The organism is Streptomyces sp. NPDC102259, from assembly GCF_044766465.1.
Taxonomy (GTDB): domain Bacteria; phylum Actinomycetota; class Actinomycetes; order Streptomycetales; family Streptomycetaceae; genus Streptomyces.
This window is the reverse complement of sequence record NZ_JBIWMA010000013.1, coordinates 136,007-153,967: the sequence shown is the minus strand read 5'-3', so window position 1 is coordinate 153,967 and position 17,961 is coordinate 136,007. Positions and strand designations below refer to the sequence as shown.

Sequence of the window (17,961 nt, the reverse complement as noted above, 5' to 3'; positions counted from 1 at the left end):
ACTTCCGTGAGCGCCATTCGCCCGGCAGCCGTCGTCGTTCTCGCAGCGGGTGAGGGCACCCGTATGAAGTCCGCCATACCGAAGGTCCTGCACGAGATCAGCGGCCGCTCCCTCGTGGGTCATGTGCTGGCCGCGGCCCGTGAGTTGGACCCCGAGAACCTGGTCGTCGTGGTCGGACACGCACGCGAGAAGGTCACGGCGCACCTCGCCGAGGTCGACTCCGGCGTGCGCACCGCCGTACAGGAAGAGCAGAACGGCACCGGGCACGCCGTCCGGATGGGGCTCGAGCAGCTCGGCGGCGACGTCGACGGCACGGTGGTCGTCGTCTGCGGCGACACCCCGCTGCTCACCGGCGCGACCCTCGCGGCGCTCGCCGCCACCCACCACGCGGACGGGAACGCCGTCACCGTCCTCACCGCCGAGGTGCCGGACGCGACCGGCTACGGGCGGATCGTCCGGGACGGCGCCACCGGCACCGTCACCGCGATCGTCGAGCACAAGGACGCCAACGACGCGGTGCGCGCGATCCGTGAGATCAACTCCGGGGTCTTCGCGTTCGACGGGCCGCTGCTGGCCGACGCGCTGAAGAAGGTCCGCACGGACAACAGCCAGGGCGAGGAGTACCTCACCGACGTCCTCGGCATCCTCCGGGAGGCCGGTCACCGGGTCGGCGCGTCCGTCGCCGCCGACCACCGCGAGATCGCCGGCATCAACAACCGGGTGCAGCTCAGCGAGGCCCGCCGGATTCTCAACGACCGGCTGCTGACCGCCGCGATGCTGTCCGGCGTGACCGTCGTCGACCCGGCGACGACCTGGATCGACGTCACCGTCACCTTCGAGCAGGACGCCGTCGTCCACCCCGGTACGCAGCTCCACGGCAGCACGCACCTCGGCGAGGGCGCCGAGGTGGGCCCCAACAGCCGGCTGAGGAACACCGAGGTCGGTGCGGGGGCCCGGGTCGACAACACCGTGTCCGACAACGCCCGCATCGGTGCGAACGCGACCGTGGGCCCGTACGCCTACCTCCGTCCCGGCACCCGCCTCGGGGCGAAGGGCAAGATCGGCACGTACGTCGAGACCAAGAACGCCTCCATCGGCGAGGGGACGAAGATTCCGCATCTGTCCTACGTCGGTGACGCGACGATCGGCGAGTACTCCAACATCGGCGCGGCGAGCGTGTTCGTGAACTACGACGGACAGGACAAGCACCACACCACCGTCGGGTCGCATGTCCGTACGGGTTCGGACAACATGTTTGTGGCTCCCGTCACGGTCGGGGACGGCGCGTACACCGCCGCCGGGTCCGTGATCACGAAGGACGTGCCGCCCGGCTCGCTGGCCGTGGCCCGTGGTCAGCAGCGGAATATCGAGGGTTGGGTGGCCCGAAAGCGGCCGGGCAGCGCGGCGGCGAAGGCGGCCGAGACGGCCTCCCGCCAGGCGGAAAGCGAAAGCTGACCGGAAACGGACGCGTCGGACACGGCGTACCGTGATAGGTGCACACCCGCACCCCACCAGCTGAGACGGCCCGTCGCGCCCAGCGGCGAGGTCTCTCGACACCCCAGCTGAGACACCTCTGAGGAGACAGTGCTGTGACCGGGATCAAGACGACCGGCGAGAAGAAGATGATGTTCTTCTCCGGCCGCGCCCACCCCGAGCTTGCCGAGGAGGTCGCCCACCAGCTGGGTGTCGGGGTCGTCCCGACGAAGGCCTTCGATTTCGCCAATGGTGAGATCTACGTCCGCTACCAGGAGTCGGCGCGAGGTGCGGACTGCTTCCTGATCCAGAGCCACACGGCTCCGATCAACAAGTGGATCATGGAGCAGCTGATCATGATCGACGCGCTGAAGCGCGCGTCGGCCCGTTCGATCACGGTGATCGTGCCGTTCTACGGCTATGCCCGGCAGGACAAGAAGCACCGCGGACGCGAGCCCATCTCGGCCCGTCTGATCGCCGACATGATGAAGACGGCGGGCGCCCACCGGATCCTGACGGTGGACCTCCACACGGACCAGATCCAGGGCTTCTTCGACGGCCCGGTGGACCACCTCTTCGCGCTGCCGCTGCTCGCCGACTACGTGGGCAGCAAGGTGGACCGCGACAAGCTGACCGTCGTGTCGCCGGACGCGGGCCGGGTACGGGTCGCCGACCGCTGGTGCGACCGGCTGGGCGCGCCGCTGGCGATCGTGCACAAGCGGCGCGACAAGGACGTGGCGAACCAGGTGACCGTCCACGAGGTCGTGGGCGAGGTCAAGGGCCGGGTCTGTGTGCTCGTCGACGACATGATCGACACGGGCGGCACCATCTGCGCCGCCGCGGACGCGCTGTTCGCGCACGGTGCGGAGGACGTCATCGTGACGGCGACGCACGGTGTGCTGTCGGGTCCGGCGGCCGACCGCCTCAAGAACTCCAAGGTCAGCGAGTTCATCTTCACCAACACCCTGCCGACGCCGGGTGAGCTCGAGGTGGACAAGATCACGGTGCTGTCGATCGCCCCGACGATCGCGAACGCGGTCCGCGAGGTCTTCGAGGACGGTTCGGTGACGAGCCTCTTCGACGAGCAGTGACGGTCCTCGTCTAGATCGATTTCCTGTACGGCCTTCCCGCTGCGTAAACTGCCACAGTTGCTCGGCGAGGGAGGCCGTACACGTGTGTGTACGGCGGTCCGTTATCGACGCGCTCTTCGTAGCAGGCCGATGGTTTGGCCGGGTGACCACCTTTCCCCCGTTCTACGAGGAGTGAACATGGCCGAGGTCAAGCTCGCAGCCGAGACCCGCACCGAGTTCGGCAAGGGCGCCGCCCGCCGTATCCGCCGTGACAGCAAGGTTCCCGCCGTGGTCTACGGCCACGGTGCCGACCCCGTGCACATCACGCTGCCGGGCCACGAGCTCCAGCTCGCGCTGCGCACCCCGAACGTCCTGCTCAGCCTGGAGATCGACGGCAAGACCCAGCTGGCGATCCCGAAGGCCGTCCAGCGTGACGCGATCAAGGGCTTCCTGGACCACGTCGACCTGCTCCTCGTGAAGCGCGGCGAGAAGGTCAACGTCGAGGTCTACGTCCACACCGAGGGCGAGCTGGCCCCGGGCGCCTACCTCCTCGAGCACGTGCTGAGCACGCTGAACGTCGAGGCCGAGGCCACGCACATCCCGGAGTCGGTCACCGTCTCCATCGCGGGCCTGGAGGCCGGCGCCGCCATCCTCGCGAAGGACATCCCGCTGCCCAAGGGCACCACGCTGGCGACCGACGAGGACGCGGTCGTCCTCCAGGTCCTGGCCGCCCAGGCGGAGGAGGCCCCGGCGGACGCCGAGGCCGAGACCACCGAGGCCTGATTTCCCGGAACCTCATCCCGTCGGCCGCCGCTTCCTCCGGGGAGCGGCGGTCTGCGCGTATCAAGGAGACATGGACGTGACGACCGACGCCAATGCCCCCTGGCTGATCGTGGGTCTCGGCAATCCCGGTCCGGAGTACGCCATGAACCGGCACAACATCGGTTTCATGGTGGCGGATCTGCTGGCCGAGCGGATCGGGGGGCGGTTCAAGCGGGCGGGCAAGGCGCAGGCGCAGGTCGTCGAGGGGCGGCTGGGTCCGCCGGGGACGGGGAGCCGGCGGGTGATCCTGGCGAAGCCGATGTCGTTCATGAACGTGTCGGGCGGTCCGGTGAACGCGTTGCGGGACTTCTACAAGGTGCCGGTGGCGAACATCGTCGCGGTCCACGACGAGCTGGACCTCGACTACGGCATGCTGCGGCTGAAGCTCGGTGGCGGGGACAACGGGCACAACGGTCTGAAGTCGATGACGAAGGTGATGGGCGCGGACTACCACCGCGTGCGGTTCGGCATCGGGCGGCCGCCGGGGCGGATGCAGGTGGCGGACTTCGTGCTGAAGGACTTCTCCTCGGGCGAGCGCAAGGAGCTCGACTACTTCGTGGACCGTGCGGCGGACGCGGCGGAGGCCCTGGTCCTCGAGGGGCTGGAGCGGGCGCAAAGCACGTACAACTCCTGACTTGTCACCCACCGAGGTTGACGGGCCGTTCAGGCATGGCCAATGATCCCGGCCATGCCTGCCACAGCAGCCTCGTCCCACCGCCGCCGGGGTCACGCCCGCAAGAGCCCGGCCAGGAGTGCTGCCAGGAGCTCGGCCTCGGAGACCGCGTTGCGGTTCGGGCGGCTCGTGGCGATGGGCACGGTCGCCGTACTGATCCTGTTCGCGGGGATATGGGGTTCCTGGGGGTCCGCGCAGCACGTGATGCTGACGAAGGGCCGGGAGCAGGGCACGGTCGAGGTGACGCGCTGCGGCGAGGACACGTGCGCGGGGCCGTACACGCCGCTGTCGGCCGGGTCGACGGCACGCGCGCGCGTGGAGATCGACAAGTCGGTGGCGGTGCGCAAGGGCGGGATCTACACCGTGGTGATCAAGCCGGGCAGTGACCAGGTGCTCCGGTCCGGTCCGGCCGGGGTCCTGTACGCGTGGGTGCCGCTCGGTGGGGCGCTGTTGCTGGCGTCGATCGTGGTCGCGGGTGGTCTGGGGCGGGCGCGGGTGGGGTGGGTGCTGGCGGGGTCGGGCGTCGCGTTGCTGACGGCGGCGTTCCTCGCGGTGTGAGTGAGCGGTGTGAGTGAGCGGTTGCGTACGTGGTGTGCGTGCGGGTACGAAGAGGCGCCCCGGTCCGTGTGGACCGGGGCGCCTCTTCGTGCCGGGTGCGGGTCAGCCGGTGTTGCGCAGGCCCGCGGCGACGCCGTTGACGGTGAGGAGCAGGGCGCGGGCGAGGAGCGGGTCGGGCTCGGCTCCCGCGGCCGCGGCGTCACGCTGGCGCTTGAGCAGCGTGACCTGGAGGTAGGAGATGGGGTCGAGGTAGGCGTCGCGGATGGTCAAGGTCTGCTTGAGCACGGGGGTGGCCGCGAGCAGTTCCGGTTCGCCGGTGATCTTCAGTACCTCGGCGACGGTCAGGGCGTGTTCGGCCTTGATGCGGTCGAAGACGTGCTTGAGGTCGTCGGGGACGAGGGTGTCGACGTAGTGCTGGGCGATGCGCAGGTCGGTCTTCGCGAGGGTCATCTCGACGTTGGAGATGAAGTTCCGGAAGAAGTGCCACTGATCGCGCATCTCGTCCAGGACGGTGTCGAGGCCTGCTTCGCGCAGCGCCTTGAGGCCGGAGCCGACGCCGTACCAGCCGGGGACGATCTGACGGGACTGGGTCCAGCCGAAGACCCACGGGATGGCGCGCAGGCCGTCGAGCGAGACGCCGGAGCCGGGGCGGCGGGAGGGCCGGGAGCCCAGGTGCAGGTCGGCGAGCTGGTCCACCGGCGTCGACGCGAGGAAGTACGTCGGCAGGTCCGGGTCCTCGACGAGGGCCCGGTAGGCGTCGTGGGCGGCGTCGGAGACGACGTCCATGGCCGCGTCCCAGCGGGCGAGGGCCTCGTCGGACTGGCGGGGAGAGGTGTGCAGAGCGGAGGCCTGCAAGGTCGCGGCGACCGTCAGTTCCAGGTTCTCCCTGGCCAGCGAGGGGATGAGGTACTTGTCGGAGATGACCTCGCCCTGCTCGGTGACCTTGATCTCGCCCTCCAGGGTGCCCCAGGGCTGGGCGAGGATCGCGTCGTGCGAGGGGCCGCCGCCGCGGCCGACGGTGCCGCCGCGGCCGTGGAACAACCGCAGCCGGACGCCGTAGCGGTGGGCGACGTCGCGCAGCCGGCGCTGAGCGCGGTGGATCTCCCACTGGCTGGTGGTGATGCCGCCGAACTTCGAGGAGTCCGAGTAGCCGAGCATGACCTCCTGGACGTCTCCGCGCAGCGCGACGAGGCGCCGGTAGGAGGGGTCGGAGAGCATGTCCTCGAGGATGGTGTCGGCGGCCTTCAGCTCGTCCGTGGTCTCCAGGAGCGGCACGATGCCGATCTTCGCCCAGCCGGCGTGCAGGTCGACGAGGCCGGCCTCGCGGGCCAGGACCGCCGCCGCGAACACGTCGTCGGCGCCCTGGCACATCGAGATGATGTACGACTCGATGACCTCGGGACCGAAGACCTCCAGGGCCCGCTTGACGGTGAGGAAGACCCCGAGGGTCTTCTCGCCGGCGGCGTCGACGGGCGCCGGGGAGGGGGCGAGCGGCCGGCGGGAGCGCAGCTCCTTGGCGAGCAGCTTCGTGCGGTACTCGCGGGGCATGTCGGTGTAGCGCCAGGACTCCTCGCCGAGACGGTCGAAGAGCTGACCGAGGGCGTGGTGGTGGGCGTCGGCGTGCTCGCGGACGTCCATGGTGGCGAGCTGGAGGCCGAACGCGGCGAGGGTGCGGATGGTGCGGTTCATCCGGCCGTCGGCGAACAGACCGCCGCGGTGTTCGCGCAGCGACGTCTGGATGAGGGTGAGGTCCGCGAGGAGCTCGCTGGTGCCGAGGTAGTCGCGCCCGGCCTCGTGGGGGATGCCCTTGGCGAGGCGCAGCTTGGTGTTCTCGAGCTTCTGCCGGATGCAGGTGGCCTTGAGCCGGTAGGGCTCTTCGGCGTTGAGGCGCTTGTAGCGGGGGCTGATCTCGGGCAGCCGTTCGAGGTCGCCCTTCAGCGACTCCAGGAGTTCCTCGGTGGCGCCGGTGTAGCGGATGGAGTTGGAGAGGAAGCCGCGCAGCTCGTCGATCATGTCCAGCGCGTCGTTGATGCCGTGCTCGTGCTGGAGGATGAGGACGTCCCAGGTCACCTGGGGGGTGACGTTGGGGTTGCCGTCGCGGTCGCCGCCGATCCAGGTGCCGAAGGTGAGCGGGCGGGTGTTCTCGGGGAGCTTGACGCCGACCCGCTCCAGTTCGGCGGTGAGGTCCTCCAGGACGTCGCCCACGGCGCCCGCGTGGAGTTCGTCGAGGTAGTAGATGGCGTTGCGGGCCTCGTCGGCGGGCTCGGGGCGTACGACCCTGAGCTCGTCGGTCTGCCAGACGAGGTCGATGTTCTCGGCCAGGCGGGTGTCGTAGCGGCGGCGGTCGGCCTCGATGACGGGGGTCTCGAGGAGCGCGGCGATGCGCCGGAGCTTGTTGAGTACCGACCGGCGCGCGGCTTCGGTGGGGTGCGCCGTGAACACCGGGCGAACGTTGAGGTGGCGGACCGTCTGCTGGACGTGTTCGGGGTCGACGTCCTTGAGGCGGTCGGCGGTGCGGGCGAGGAGGCCGCCCTCGGCGGCGCGGCGCTCGCGCAGTTCGCGGCCGCGGTGGACCTGCTCGGTGACGTTGGCGAGGTGGAAGTAGGTGGAGAAGGCGCGGACCAGCTTGGCCGCGGTCTCCAGTTCGATGCCACGCAGCAGTTCGGCGGCGGCTTCGCCGTCCTCGCGGGTGAGGCGGCGGACCTTCTCGACCAGGTCGAGGAGCTCCGGGCCTTCCTGCCGTACGAGGGTCTCGCCGAGCAGGTCACCCAGTCGGCGGATGTCGGCGCGCAGCTCGGTGCTGGTCGTTGTGGTGGCCTGGCCAAGGTCGTCGGCACTGCTCACAGGTGCGGCTCCTTGCAGTGTTGAAGCTCGTCCGGGAGGGAACCCGGACGTCGGCCCCGCGGCGGGCGTCGCATAGGGGCCGGACATCCGGGAAGAAAACAGAGCGGACCGCGCTGTCCGACTGTCTCCAAGGATAGGTGTCCATGGGGACGCGCAGGTTGGCGGGCTCTTGCCGCCCGGCAAGGCACTGCCATACTTACGATGCCGTAGGTTACGGAACCGTAGGGAGTGGCATTGGTTCGCTGTGCGACCTTCCGCGGTGTGCGGAACAACGGCATCTCCCTCATTCCCAGACCCCCCAGGGGACGCGCATGACCACAGGCAGCTCCAACGTGATCGATGACCCTTTGAAGGCGCCCGACGGTACCCCCACGCCCTCCGCCACTCTGGGTGGCGAGCAGAAGCGTTCGATCGAGCAGATCATGCTGCTGATCTTCATCGTCGTCCCGTTCCTGGCGGTACTGGCCGCGGTGCCGCTGGTGTGGGGCTGGGGGGTGAGCTGGCTGGACCTCGGTCTGCTGGTCTTCATGTACTTCCTCGGCTGCCACGGCATCACGATCGGTTTCCACCGCTACTTCACGCACGGTTCGTTCAAGGCGAAGCGGCCGCTCAGGATCGCGCTGGCGATCATGGGTTCGATGGCGGTGGAGGGCCCGATCGTGCGCTGGGTGGCCGATCACCGCAAGCACCACAAGTACTCGGACGCGGAGGGCGACCCGCATTCGCCGTGGCGGTTCGGCGAGACGCTCCCGGCCCTGCTGAAGGGCCTGTGGTGGGCCCACATCGCATGGATGTTCGACGAGGAGCAGACCTCGCAGGAGAAGTACGCGCCGGATCTGATCAAGGACCCGGCGATCCGCGCGGTGTCCCGTCAGTTCGTCTACTGGACGATCCTGTCGCTGGCGCTGCCGCCGCTGGTGGGCGGCCTGGTGACGATGTCCTGGTGGGGCGCGTTCACGGCGTTCTTCTGGGGCTCGCTCGTGCGGGTGGCCCTGCTGCACCACGTGACGTGGTCGATCAACTCGATCTGTCACGCGGTGGGCAAGCGCCCGTTCAAGTCGCGTGACCGCTCCGGCAACGTCTGGTGGCTGGCGATCCTGTCCTGTGGCGAGTCCTGGCACAACCTGCACCACGCGGACCCTACGTCGGCACGGCACGGCGTGATGCGGGGCCAGCTGGACTCCTCGGCGCGGTTCATCCGGTGGTTCGAGATGCTCGGGTGGGCCTACGACGTGCGCTGGCCGTCACGCTCGCGTATCGATTCGCGTCGCAACACCGGTGAGGACGACTCCCGACGGGGGAAGGCCACCGCCGAGGCGGCATGATTGACGGCGTGGCGACCGATCCCAGCAGCACCCCCAGTAACGAAGCGAAGCCGCGGCGCGCCCGGCGCACCCGTATGACGGGTGCGGAGCGGCGCCAGCAGCTGCTCGAGATCGGTCGCACCCTGTTCGCGGCGAAGGGTTTCGAGGGCACCTCGGTGGAGGAGATCGCGGCGAAGGCCGGGGTCTCCAAGCCGGTGGTGTACGAGCACTTCGGCGGCAAGGAGGGGCTGTACGCGGTCGTCGTGGACCGGGAGATGCGCCGGCTGCTGGACATGGTCACGTCCTCGCTGACGGCGGGCCACCCGCGCGAGCTCCTCGAACAGGCGGCGTTCGCGCTCCTCGACTACATCGAGGAGTACACGGACGGTTTCCGGATCCTGGTGCGGGACTCCCCCATCCCGCAGTCGACCGGGTCGTTCGCGTCCCTGATCTCCGACATCGCGACCCAGGTGGAGGACATCCTGGGCCGCGAGTTCAAGAGCCGCGGCTTCGACCCGAAGCTGGCCCCGCTGTACGCCCAGGCCCTGGTCGGCATGGTCGCCCTGACCGGTCAGTGGTGGCTGGACGTACGCCGCCCGAAGAAGGCGGAGGTGGCGGCCCACCTGGTGAACCTGTCCTGGCACGGGCTGGACGGGCTGGAAGCGAAGCCGCACCTGATAGGCCGCCGAAAGGCCTGACGGAACGCCGTCACACACGGCGCCGTCACACATGGCGACACGACACATGGCGACACGACACATGGCGACACGACACATGGCGACGCGGCACACATGCGACGGGCCCCGACCACGAAGGTCGGGGCCCGTCGGCATGCGTGCCGTCGGCGCCGCGGCGCGTCAGCGCCACTGCCGCGCCTCGTCACGCCCTCAGTGCTTGAAGACGTCCTTGGTCTTCTCCTTGGCCTGACGGGCGTCGCCCTTCGCCTGCTCGGCGCGGCCCTTGGCCTCGAGGCTCTCGTTGCCCACGGCACGGCCGACCGTCTCCTTGGCCTTGCCCTTGGCCTGCTCCATCTTGCCCTTGGCCTTCTGCTCGCCTGCCACTGTTCATCACTCCCAGTCAGGTCTGCGTGTGGTCTCAACACTGCGGGTGACCCGTCCGGCGCCCCTCAAACCCCCCTGTCGGCCTCCAGGAACTCCAGCCGGTTGCCGACGGAGTCCCGGACGTAGAAGCGGCGGCGAGCTGGACATGGTCGACGGCGGCCGGCACGTCAGGCCTCCTTCACGGCCACCGCGAACAGGCGGCGGAACGGCAGGACGGTGCCGTACTCCGTGCTCGGGTAGGCCTCGCGGAGCAGGTCGCGGTATTCGGTGACGAAGGCGTCGCGGGCCTCGGGGTCGTCGGCGAGGGCGTCGAGGGCGGGGCGCAGGCCGGTGCCCTTGACCCAGTCGAGTACGGGGTCGTCGCCCTGGAGCACATGGAAGTAGGTGGTCGTCCAGACGTCGGTGGCGCAGCCGAGGCGGGCCAGCCGGTCGAGGTAGTCGCCGGGGGCGTGGACGGAGTCCTCGTGGCGCAGGACGTGGCCGAGGCGGCTCTTCCAGCGGACGCCGTGGCCGAGCTCGCGCATGAGGGCGTGCAGGGGCGCGTCGATGTTGTGGGGGACCTGGAAGGCGAAGGCGCCGCCGGGGGCGAGGCCGTCCAGCCAGCCGGCGAAGGCGTCGAGGTGGCCGGGCACCCACTGGAGGGCGGCGTTCGAGACGAGCAGGTCGTACGTCTCCTCCGGCACCCAGGTCGCGAGGTCGGCGTCGGCGAAGTCGAGGCGCGCGCCCGCGTGCGCCGCCGCGTCGGCGAGCATCCGGGGCGAGTTGTCGTAGCCGGTGACGCGGGCGGTGGTCCAGCGGTCGGCGAGGACGGCGGTGAGGTTGCCGGGGCCGCAGCCGAGGTCGGCGATGCGGGGCGGGTCGCCGGGCAGGTCGGGGACGCGGGCGAGGAGGTCGCCGAAGGGGCGGGCGCGGTGACCGGCGTGGCGCAGGTACTGGGCGGGGTCCCAGGAGGGGTTGGTCGTCATGCCTGGTACTTTCCCCCGTCATTTATCTTGACGTCAAGAGACTCGACATCAAGAGGATCCATATCAAGAGACTTCACATCGACACAACCACTACACTGATCGTCATGGAGGACGAGGTCGATCGGCTGGTCGCAGCGTGGCGCCGGGAGCGCCCGGACCTCGACGTGGAGCCGCTGGAAGTACTCAGCCGAGTGAGCAGACTGGCCCGGCACCTGGACCGCGCACGCCGTCTGGCGTTCTCCGAGCACCAGCTGGAGCCCTGGGAGTTCGACGTCCTGACGGCGCTTCGCCGTGCGGGGGCGCCCTATCAGCTCTCGCCGGGGCAGTTGCTGACGCAGACGCTGGTGACCTCGGGCACGATGACGAACCGTATCGACCGGCTCGCGAAGAAGGGCCTGGTGGAGCGGCTGCCGGACCCGAGCGACCGCCGGGGTGTGCTCGTCCGCCTCACGGACGACGGCAAGGACCGCGCCGACCAGGCCCTCGCCGGCCTGCTCGACCAGGAACGAGCGATCCTGGCCGAGCTCTCGAACGCCCAGCGCGGTGAACTGGCGGGCCTGCTACGCCAGCTGACCGCCCCGTTCGACAACATCCCCGGCTAGGTCCACCGGCCCCACCCCGGCCCGGCGCGCCAGCGCGACCGCGGCGAGGGTGGAGTGCACGCCCAGTTTCCCGAGGACGTTCTGCATATGGGTGCGGACGGTGTGCGGGGAGAGGAACAGCCGGTCGGCGACCGCCTTCCTGCCCAGTCCCGCGACCATGCAGCGCAGCACCTCCCGCTCCCTCGGGGTGAGCGACTCCACCAGCCGTTCGCTCTCGGTGCGGTGCTTGCGGGCGGCCGTCAGCTCCCGCAGGACGCCCGTCAGGAGCGCGGCCGGGAGGTGCGTCTCCTCGCGCAGCACGCCTCTGATGACGGTGAGCAGACGGGACAGCGAGCAGTCCTTCGCCACCCAGCCGGACGCCCCGGCCTGGAGGGCGAGGGCCGCGCGGCGCGGATCGTCCTTCTCGGCGAGGACGACGATCCGGACATGGGGCTGCGCGGCACGGACCCCCACGACCAGCGATATCCCGTCGACGAGCCCGTCCTCCCCCACCTCCTGCACGGGCACGGCGGGCCGTATGCCCGGCAGGGCGGCGCCCAGATCGGCGTCGACGAGCAGCACGTCGTACCGGCGCCCCTCGGCGGCCGCGCGCTCCAGACTGCGCAGTGCCGCCGGGCCGCTGCCGGCCGCGGACACGTCGACGTCGGGCTCGGCGGCCAGTGCCGCGGCGAGTGACTCGGCGAAGATACGGTGGTCATCGACGACCAGTACACGAATGCGAACCACGAAACCCCCTCCCCCAAGCTCCTTGACAGAGCAGGGGATACCCCAAGGTCCGGAGACGGAGAACGACGACCTGCGCGGATACGACGCCCGGAGGGGAAGCCGCTGCCGCAACGGCCGCCGCCGTGCAGAGAGTGCTACCCCCACCGCGGGCGCCGTACCCGACTGTCTCGCCCCCTGATCAGTACCGGCCCCCACCGGCACTGTTCACAGGGTAGGGCCGCGGGCGTACAGCGGAAGGCAAATTGCAGGATTGGTTCGGCCACCGCGCTTATGGTGTGCCGCATGTTTCGTCTTGAGACAGAAGTCGACAGGACTCGCCGCGATCTTCTCCGTTCGCGGCTCCTCGCCACCAACACCGAGGCCTCCCCGGTCCTGCGCGCACTGCGCGGCACGCCCGCGGAACGCGAGTCGGCGCTGCACGTCTGGGCCACGGACCCGGGCGGCGACCTGGCCGGCGGTCTGGTGGGCCACACCTGGACGACCTGGCTGCACGTCAGCCACCTCTGGGTCGACGCCCGGCACCGGGGCACGGGCCTGGGCAGCGCCCTCCTCGCCGAAGCGGAGCGCATCGCCCGCGAGCAGCGCGGCTGCGACCGCGTACGCCTGGAGACCTGGGACTTCCAGGCCCCGGAGTTCTACAAACGCCGGGGCTACGAGGTGGTGTGCGTGATCGAGGACTACCCCCCGGGGCTGACGGAGTTCACCCTGACGAAAAGGCTGGGGTGACGCGGTCCCCGGGGTCGGGGCGGGAAGAACTCGGGGTCGGGACGGGAAGAACTCAGTTCAGCCGACGCGCCCCCGCCGCCGGGACCGCCTCGAACACGCGCGGAGCCTTGTGCCCCGCGGCCGCGAACGCCTCTTCGACGGCCTTGGTGAGCGTCTCGACATCGGCGGCCTCGGCCAGCACGATCGCCGACCCGCCGAACCCGCCGCCGGTCATCCGCGCACCGAGCGCCCCGTGGGCGAGGGCGGTGTCGACGACGAGGTCCAGCTCGGGGCAGGAGACCCGGAAGTCGTCCCGGAGCGAGGCGTGGCCCGCCGTCAGGATCGGACCGACGGCACGGCTGTCGCCGCCCGCCTCCAGCAGGGCGACGACCTGTTCCACGCGCTGGTCCTCCGTCACCACATGGCGGACCAGGCGGCGGACCTCCTCCTCGTCGCCGAGCCGGTCGAGGGCCGCGTCCAGGTCGGCGTACGCGATGTCGCGCAGCGCGTCGACGCCGAGGAGGGCGGCGCCCTTCTCGCAGCCGGCCCGCCGCTTGCCGTACTCGCCACCACTGTGGGCGTGCGTGACCTGGGTGTCGACGACGAGCAGGCGCAGGCCCTCGGCGGCCAGGTCGAGGGGGATCTGCTTCTGCGAGAGGTCGCGGGTGTCGAGGAACAGCGCGTGGCCGGCCTCGCAGCACGCGGACGCCGTCTGGTCCATGATGCCGGTGGGCGCGCCGACGTAGACGTTCTCGGCGCGCTGGCACAGGCGGGCGAGCTGCCAGCCCTGGAGCCCGAGGTCGTAGAGGTCGTTCAGCGCCAGGGCCACGACGACCTCCAGCGCCGCGGACGACGACAGACCCGCGCCCGACGGAACCGTCGAGGACAGATGGATGTCGGCGCCGGTCACCTGGTGGCCGGCCTCGCGCAGCGCCCAGACGACTCCGGCCGGGTACGCCGTCCAGCTGCCGTCGGACTCGGGCGCCAGGTCGTCCAGCCGCAGTTCGGCGACGCCGCTGTCGAGGTCGGCCGAGTGCAGCCGCAGCACACCGTCGGTACGCCGTGCGACCGCCGCGACCGCGATGTGCGGCAGCGCGAAGGGCATCACGAAGCCGTCGTTGTAGTCGGTGTGCTCGCCGATGAGGTTGACGCGGCCGGGCGCCGCCCAGACGCCCTCGGGCTCGGCCCCGTACAGCCGGACGAAACCCTCGCGAACTTCCTGTGCCCCCACTACGACTCCCTTGCGCTGCTTGCGATGTGCTGCGCGAACGCCCACGCGTCCGCGACGATACCCGCGAGATCCGCGCGGGACGGGTTCCAGCCCAGCCGCTCACGGGCGGTGGCCGCCGAGGCGACCAGGGTGGCCGGGTCGCCGCCGCGTCGGGGGGCCACGACCTCGGGGATCGGGTGGCCGGTGACCTCGCGGACGGTCTCGATGACCTCGCGCACGGAGAAGCCGTTGCCGTTGCCGAGGTTGCAGATGAGGTGCTCGCCCGGCTCGGCGGCGGCGACGGCGAGGAGGTGGGCCTCGGCGAGGTCGGCGACGTGGATGTAGTCGCGGACGCAGGTGCCGTCGGGGGTCGGGTAGTCGTCGCCGAAGACGGAGATGGCCTCGCGGCGGCCCTGCGCGACCTGGAGGACGAGCGGGATGAGGTGCGACTCGGGGTCGTGGCGCTCGCCCTGCTCGCCGTACGCGCCGGCCACGTTGAAGTACCGCAGGGAGACGGCGCCGAGCCCGTGGGCGGCGGCCTCGCCGCTGATCATGTGGTCGACGGCGAGCTTGGAGGCGCCGTAGGGGTTCGTGGGCTTCGTCGGCGCGCTCTCCACGATCGGGACCTGCTCCGGCTCGCCGTAGGTCGCCGCCGTGGACGAGAAGACCAGCTTGCGCACGCCGGCCTCGCGCATGGCGCCGAGCAGGGCCATGGTGCCGCCGACGTTGTTGTCCCAGTACTTCTCTGGCTTGACGACGGACTCGCCGACCTGCGAGAACGCGGCGAAGTGGAGCACGGCGTCGAAGGAGTCGTCGAGCCACTTGGCGGCGTCGCGGATGTCGCCCTCGATGAACGAGGCGCCCGCCGGGACGCCTTCGCGGAAACCGGTGGAGAGGTTGTCGAGGACGACGACCTCGTGGCCGGCCTCCAGCAGGTGCCGGGCGACCACGCTGCCGACGTAGCCCGCGCCGCCCGTGACCAGATACTTGCCGCTCGTTCCGGTGGTCCCGCTCATGAACTCGCTACCTCTCGCAGTCGCTGGGCCGCGAACTCCGGCGGCACGTCGTTGATGAAGACGTTCATGCCTGATTCGGAGCCCGCGAGGAACTTCAGCTTGCCGGAAGTGCGGCGAATGGTGAAAAGCTCGAGATGGAGCGCGAAGTCGTCCCGGTTGACACCCTCGAACTCCTCCAGCGCGCCGAACGGCGCCTGGTGCCAGGCGGAGATGTACGGCGTGGGCGGTTCACCTTCGCCGAAGATCCGGTCGAAGCGCCTCAAGAGTTCCAGATAGACCTGGGGGAACTCTGTGCGCGCCTCCTCGTCGAGGGCGAGCAGGTCCGGCACCCGGCGCTTCGGGTAGAGGTGCACCTCGTAGGGCCAGTGCGCCGCGTACGGCACGAACGCGACCCAGTGTTCACCCTCCAGGACCACCCGCTCGTCGGCGAGTTCGCGCTCCAGGACGGCGTCGAAGAGGTTCTCCCCGCCGGTCGCCTCCTTGTGCGCCGCGACCGAACGCAGCATCAGGGCGGTGCGCGGAGTGGTGAACGGGTAGGCGTAGATCTGCCCGTGCGGGTGACCCAGTGTCACGCCGATCTCGGCGCCACGGTTCTCGAAGCAGAACACCTGTTCCACGGAGGGCAGATGCGACAGCTCGGACGTCCGGTCCGTCCACGCGTCGAGGACCAGTCGCGTCTGCTCCTCGGTGAGGTCGGCGAAGGACGCGTTGTGGTCGGAGGTGAAGCAGACCACCTCGCAGCGCCCGGAGTCGCCGGCCAGCGAGGGGAAACGATTCTCGAACACGACGGCGTCGTACGAGGAGTCCGGGATCTCGCTGAGCCGGTCGCCCTGGGAGGGGCAGAGCGGGCACTCGTCGGCCGGCGGGTGGTAGATGCGCCCCTGCCGGTGCGAGGCCACGGCGATGGAATCGCCGAGCAGGGGGTCCCGCCGTACCTCCGAAGTGGTGACCGTGGGGTCCAGCGGACGCCTGTCCACCGCGTCGCGCACCGAGTCGTCCCGCTGGTCGTAGTAGATCAGCTCACGACCGTCGGCCAAGCGGGTCGAGGTCTTCTTCACCGCGACTCTCCATCCGTACCTCTAGACCCGCAGACCTAGATCCGTACACCTAGCGAAGCTTCCAACAGAACCAAACACATAAAACCATAAACCCCCACGCGAGTCATCGTCACAACCAAACAAAGAACACCAAAAGAAGTGAGCAGGGCATGCGAACCCCCACAGACCCGGCCTACACGGCAGCACAGCTGGCGGCAGAGCTACGCCTCCCGACGAACTGGCTCGACTACACGATCCTCGGCATCTACTTCGTCGTGGTCCTGGGCATCGGCTTCGCCGCCCGCAGATCGGTGAAGACCAGCCTCGACTTCTTCCTCTCCGGACGCTCCCTGCCCGCCTGGATCACGGGCCTCGCGTTCGTCTCGGCCAACCTGGCCGCGACCGAGATCCTGGGCATGGCCGCGAACAGCGCGCAGTACGGCGCGTACACCGTCCACTGGTACTGGATCGGCGCCATCCCGGCGATGGTCTTCCTGGGCCTGGTGATGATGCCGTTCTACTACGGCAGCAAGGTCCGCTCGGTCCCCGAGTTCCTGCTGCTGCGCTTCGACCGGGGCGCCCACCTGTTGAGCTCGGCCCTCTTCGCCTTCGCGGCGATCCTGATCTCCGGCGTGAACCTGTACGCCCTCGCGATCGTCGTCGAGGCGCTGCTGGGCTGGCCGCAGTGGGTGGCGATCGTGGTCGCCGGCGCCTTCGTGCTGGCCTACATCACGCTCGGCGGTCTCTCCTCGGCGATCTACAACGAGGTCCTCCAGTTCTTCGTGATCCTGGCGGCGCTCATCCCGCTGTCGGTGCTCGGCCTGAAGAAGGTGGGCGGCTGGGACGGCCTGACGGACTCCCTGACCGAGTCCCACGGCGACGACTTCGTCACCGCCTGGGGCGGCACGGGCATCGGCAGCGACAACCCGCTCGGCGCGAACTGGCTGACGATCGTGCTGGGCCTCGGCTTCGTCCTCTCGTTCGGCTACTGGACGACGAACTTCGCGGAGGTGCAGCGCGCCCTGTCGGCGAAGAACCTGTCGGCGGCCCAGCGCACCCCGCTCATCGCCGCGTTCCCGAAGATCTTCATCGTCTTCCTGGTGATGATCCCGGGCCTGGTGGCGGCGGTGCTGGTGCCGAAGATCGGCACGGCCGACTCCGATCTCCAGTACAACGACGCGATCCCGTACCTCATGCAGGAGCTGCTGCCCAACGGTGTACTGGGCATCGCGGTGACCGGCCTGCTGGCCGCCTTCATGGCGGGCATGGCGGCGAACGTGTCGTCCTTCAACACGGTGTTCACGACCGACATCTGGGCGAAGTACGTGGTGCGGGGCCGGGAGGACACGTACTACGTGCGCTTCGGCCGTCTCATCACGGCCATCGGTGTGGCGGCCTCGGTGGGCACGGCGTTCCTCGCCTCGTCCTTCTCGAACATCATGAGCTACCTCCAGACGCTGTTCAGCTTCTTCAACGTGCCGATGTTCGTCGTCTTCATCGTCGGCATGTTCTGGAAGCGGGCGTCGAGGAAGTCGGGCTTCTGGGGCCTGCTCGCGGGCACGACGGCCGCGATGGTCAACTACTTCGTCCTCTACAAGCAGGACATCATCGGCATCCCCACCGACCAGGGCGCGAACTTCGTCTCCGCGATCGCGGGCTTCGTGGCGGGCGCGGTGGTCATGTTCGCGGTGTCCCTCTTCACCGCCCCCAAGCCGGCCGAGGAGCTCGAGGGCCTGGTCTACGGCACCGTCTCCCCCGGCATGGCGGAGCCGCCGGCGGCGGGCGACGACGCGTGGTATCGGCGTCCGGCGCTGCTGGGCTGGAGCGCGATCGTCCTGGCCGCCGTCTGCTACATCCCGTTCTCGTTCTGAGCCCGGTCGCGAATACCGCGGGAG

Annotated in this window: 17 protein-coding genes; 10 read left to right on the top strand and 7 right to left on the bottom strand. The window is 69.8% G+C overall.

Features of this window, described 5'->3' with window-relative positions:
* Nucleotides 1-6 precede the first annotated feature (6 nt).
* From glmU to ACIRPU_RS27580, 5 genes are all read left to right on the top strand, one after another.
* Complete coding sequence (gene glmU, locus ACIRPU_RS27600; RefSeq protein ID WP_384116964.1) at nucleotides 7-1,455, top strand: bifunctional UDP-N-acetylglucosamine diphosphorylase/glucosamine-1-phosphate N-acetyltransferase GlmU; 1,449 nt, start codon at nucleotides 7-9, stop codon at nucleotides 1,453-1,455.
* 134 nt (nucleotides 1,456-1,589) lie between these two features.
* Nucleotides 1,590-2,564 carry a ribose-phosphate diphosphokinase gene (locus tag ACIRPU_RS27595; protein WP_020128448.1) on the top strand — a complete coding sequence of 325 codons (975 nt, stop codon included), beginning with the start codon at nucleotides 1,590-1,592 and terminating at the stop codon, nucleotides 2,562-2,564.
* Nucleotides 2,565-2,741: 177 nt separating this feature from the next.
* Complete coding sequence (locus ACIRPU_RS27590; RefSeq protein ID WP_403871947.1) at nucleotides 2,742-3,326, top strand: 50S ribosomal protein L25/general stress protein Ctc; 585 nt, start codon at nucleotides 2,742-2,744, stop codon at nucleotides 3,324-3,326.
* A gap of 70 nt (nucleotides 3,327-3,396) precedes the next feature.
* Nucleotides 3,397-3,999 carry an aminoacyl-tRNA hydrolase gene (gene pth / locus ACIRPU_RS27585; protein ID WP_403871945.1) on the top strand — a complete coding sequence of 201 codons (603 nt, stop codon included), beginning with the start codon at nucleotides 3,397-3,399 and terminating at the stop codon, nucleotides 3,997-3,999.
* Between the two features lie 42 nt (nucleotides 4,000-4,041).
* Nucleotides 4,042-4,596, top strand: a complete 555-nt coding sequence (locus tag ACIRPU_RS27580; RefSeq protein ID WP_403871943.1) for a hypothetical protein — start codon at nucleotides 4,042-4,044, stop codon at nucleotides 4,594-4,596.
* Nucleotides 4,597-4,698: 102 nt separating this feature from the next.
* Here the strand turns inward: ACIRPU_RS27580 and ppc are convergent, their stop codons facing one another.
* A complete protein-coding gene (ppc, locus tag ACIRPU_RS27575) occupies nucleotides 4,699-7,440 on the bottom strand; it encodes a phosphoenolpyruvate carboxylase (protein ID WP_403871941.1) in 2,742 nt (913 codons plus the stop codon).
* Between the two features lie 311 nt (nucleotides 7,441-7,751).
* On the opposite strand from ppc, the gene ACIRPU_RS27570 reads away from it, so the two are divergent.
* Both ACIRPU_RS27570 and ACIRPU_RS27565 read left to right on the top strand, forming a co-directional pair.
* Nucleotides 7,752-8,765: an acyl-CoA desaturase gene (locus tag ACIRPU_RS27570; protein ID WP_403871939.1), complete on the top strand. Its 1,014-nt coding sequence runs from the start codon at nucleotides 7,752-7,754 to the stop codon at nucleotides 8,763-8,765.
* Complete coding sequence (locus ACIRPU_RS27565) at nucleotides 8,762-9,442, top strand: TetR/AcrR family transcriptional regulator (RefSeq protein ID WP_062645257.1); 681 nt, start codon at nucleotides 8,762-8,764, stop codon at nucleotides 9,440-9,442. Before ACIRPU_RS27570 ends, ACIRPU_RS27565 begins: the two co-directional genes overlap by 4 nt.
* A gap of 189 nt (nucleotides 9,443-9,631) precedes the next feature.
* Here the strand turns inward: ACIRPU_RS27565 and ACIRPU_RS27560 are convergent, their stop codons facing one another.
* Nucleotides 9,632-9,805: a CsbD family protein gene (locus ACIRPU_RS27560; protein WP_403871937.1), complete on the bottom strand. Its 174-nt coding sequence runs from the start codon at nucleotides 9,803-9,805 to the stop codon at nucleotides 9,632-9,634.
* Nucleotides 9,806-9,972: 167 nt separating this feature from the next.
* Nucleotides 9,973-10,770, bottom strand: coding sequence for a trans-aconitate 2-methyltransferase (locus ACIRPU_RS27555; protein WP_403871935.1), 798 nt, complete (start codon nucleotides 10,768-10,770; stop codon nucleotides 9,973-9,975).
* A gap of 104 nt (nucleotides 10,771-10,874) precedes the next feature.
* Here ACIRPU_RS27555 and ACIRPU_RS27550 point away from each other — a divergent pair, with 104 nt between their 5' ends.
* Nucleotides 10,875-11,372, top strand: coding sequence for a MarR family winged helix-turn-helix transcriptional regulator (locus ACIRPU_RS27550; RefSeq protein WP_020128438.1), 498 nt, complete (start codon nucleotides 10,875-10,877; stop codon nucleotides 11,370-11,372).
* Here the strand turns inward: ACIRPU_RS27550 and ACIRPU_RS27545 are convergent.
* Nucleotides 11,331-12,098, bottom strand: a complete 768-nt coding sequence (locus tag ACIRPU_RS27545; RefSeq protein WP_355704444.1) for a response regulator transcription factor — start codon at nucleotides 12,096-12,098, stop codon at nucleotides 11,331-11,333. The two genes, ACIRPU_RS27550 and ACIRPU_RS27545, sit on opposite strands and share 42 nt — an antisense overlap.
* A 270-nt stretch (nucleotides 12,099-12,368) precedes the next feature.
* Here ACIRPU_RS27545 and ACIRPU_RS27540 point away from each other — a divergent pair, with 270 nt between their 5' ends.
* Nucleotides 12,369-12,824: a GNAT family N-acetyltransferase gene (locus ACIRPU_RS27540; RefSeq protein ID WP_403871932.1), complete on the top strand. Its 456-nt coding sequence runs from the start codon at nucleotides 12,369-12,371 to the stop codon at nucleotides 12,822-12,824.
* Between the two features lie 52 nt (nucleotides 12,825-12,876).
* Here the strand turns inward: ACIRPU_RS27540 and galK are convergent, their stop codons facing one another.
* Genes galK through galT form a run of 3 tightly spaced genes read right to left on the bottom strand, consistent with a single transcriptional unit; the run spans nucleotide 12,877 to nucleotide 16,087 of the window.
* Nucleotides 12,877-14,034: a galactokinase gene (gene galK / locus ACIRPU_RS27535; protein WP_403871930.1), complete on the bottom strand. Its 1,158-nt coding sequence runs from the start codon at nucleotides 14,032-14,034 to the stop codon at nucleotides 12,877-12,879.
* Nucleotides 14,034-15,029 (bottom strand): UDP-glucose 4-epimerase GalE, encoded by a 996-nt coding sequence (gene galE / locus ACIRPU_RS27530; RefSeq protein ID WP_403871928.1) that lies wholly within the window; start codon nucleotides 15,027-15,029, stop codon nucleotides 14,034-14,036. Before galE ends, galK begins: the two co-directional genes overlap by 1 nt.
* Nucleotides 15,026-16,087 carry a galactose-1-phosphate uridylyltransferase gene (galT, locus tag ACIRPU_RS27525; protein ID WP_355704439.1) on the bottom strand — a complete coding sequence of 354 codons (1,062 nt, stop codon included), beginning with the start codon at nucleotides 16,085-16,087 and terminating at the stop codon, nucleotides 15,026-15,028. Before galT ends, galE begins: the two co-directional genes overlap by 4 nt.
* Nucleotides 16,088-16,236: 149 nt before the next feature.
* On the opposite strand from galT, the gene ACIRPU_RS27520 reads away from it, so the two are divergent.
* Nucleotides 16,237-17,937: a sodium:solute symporter family protein gene (locus ACIRPU_RS27520; protein ID WP_403871926.1), complete on the top strand. Its 1,701-nt coding sequence runs from the start codon at nucleotides 16,237-16,239 to the stop codon at nucleotides 17,935-17,937.
* Nucleotides 17,938-17,961 lie beyond the last annotated feature (24 nt).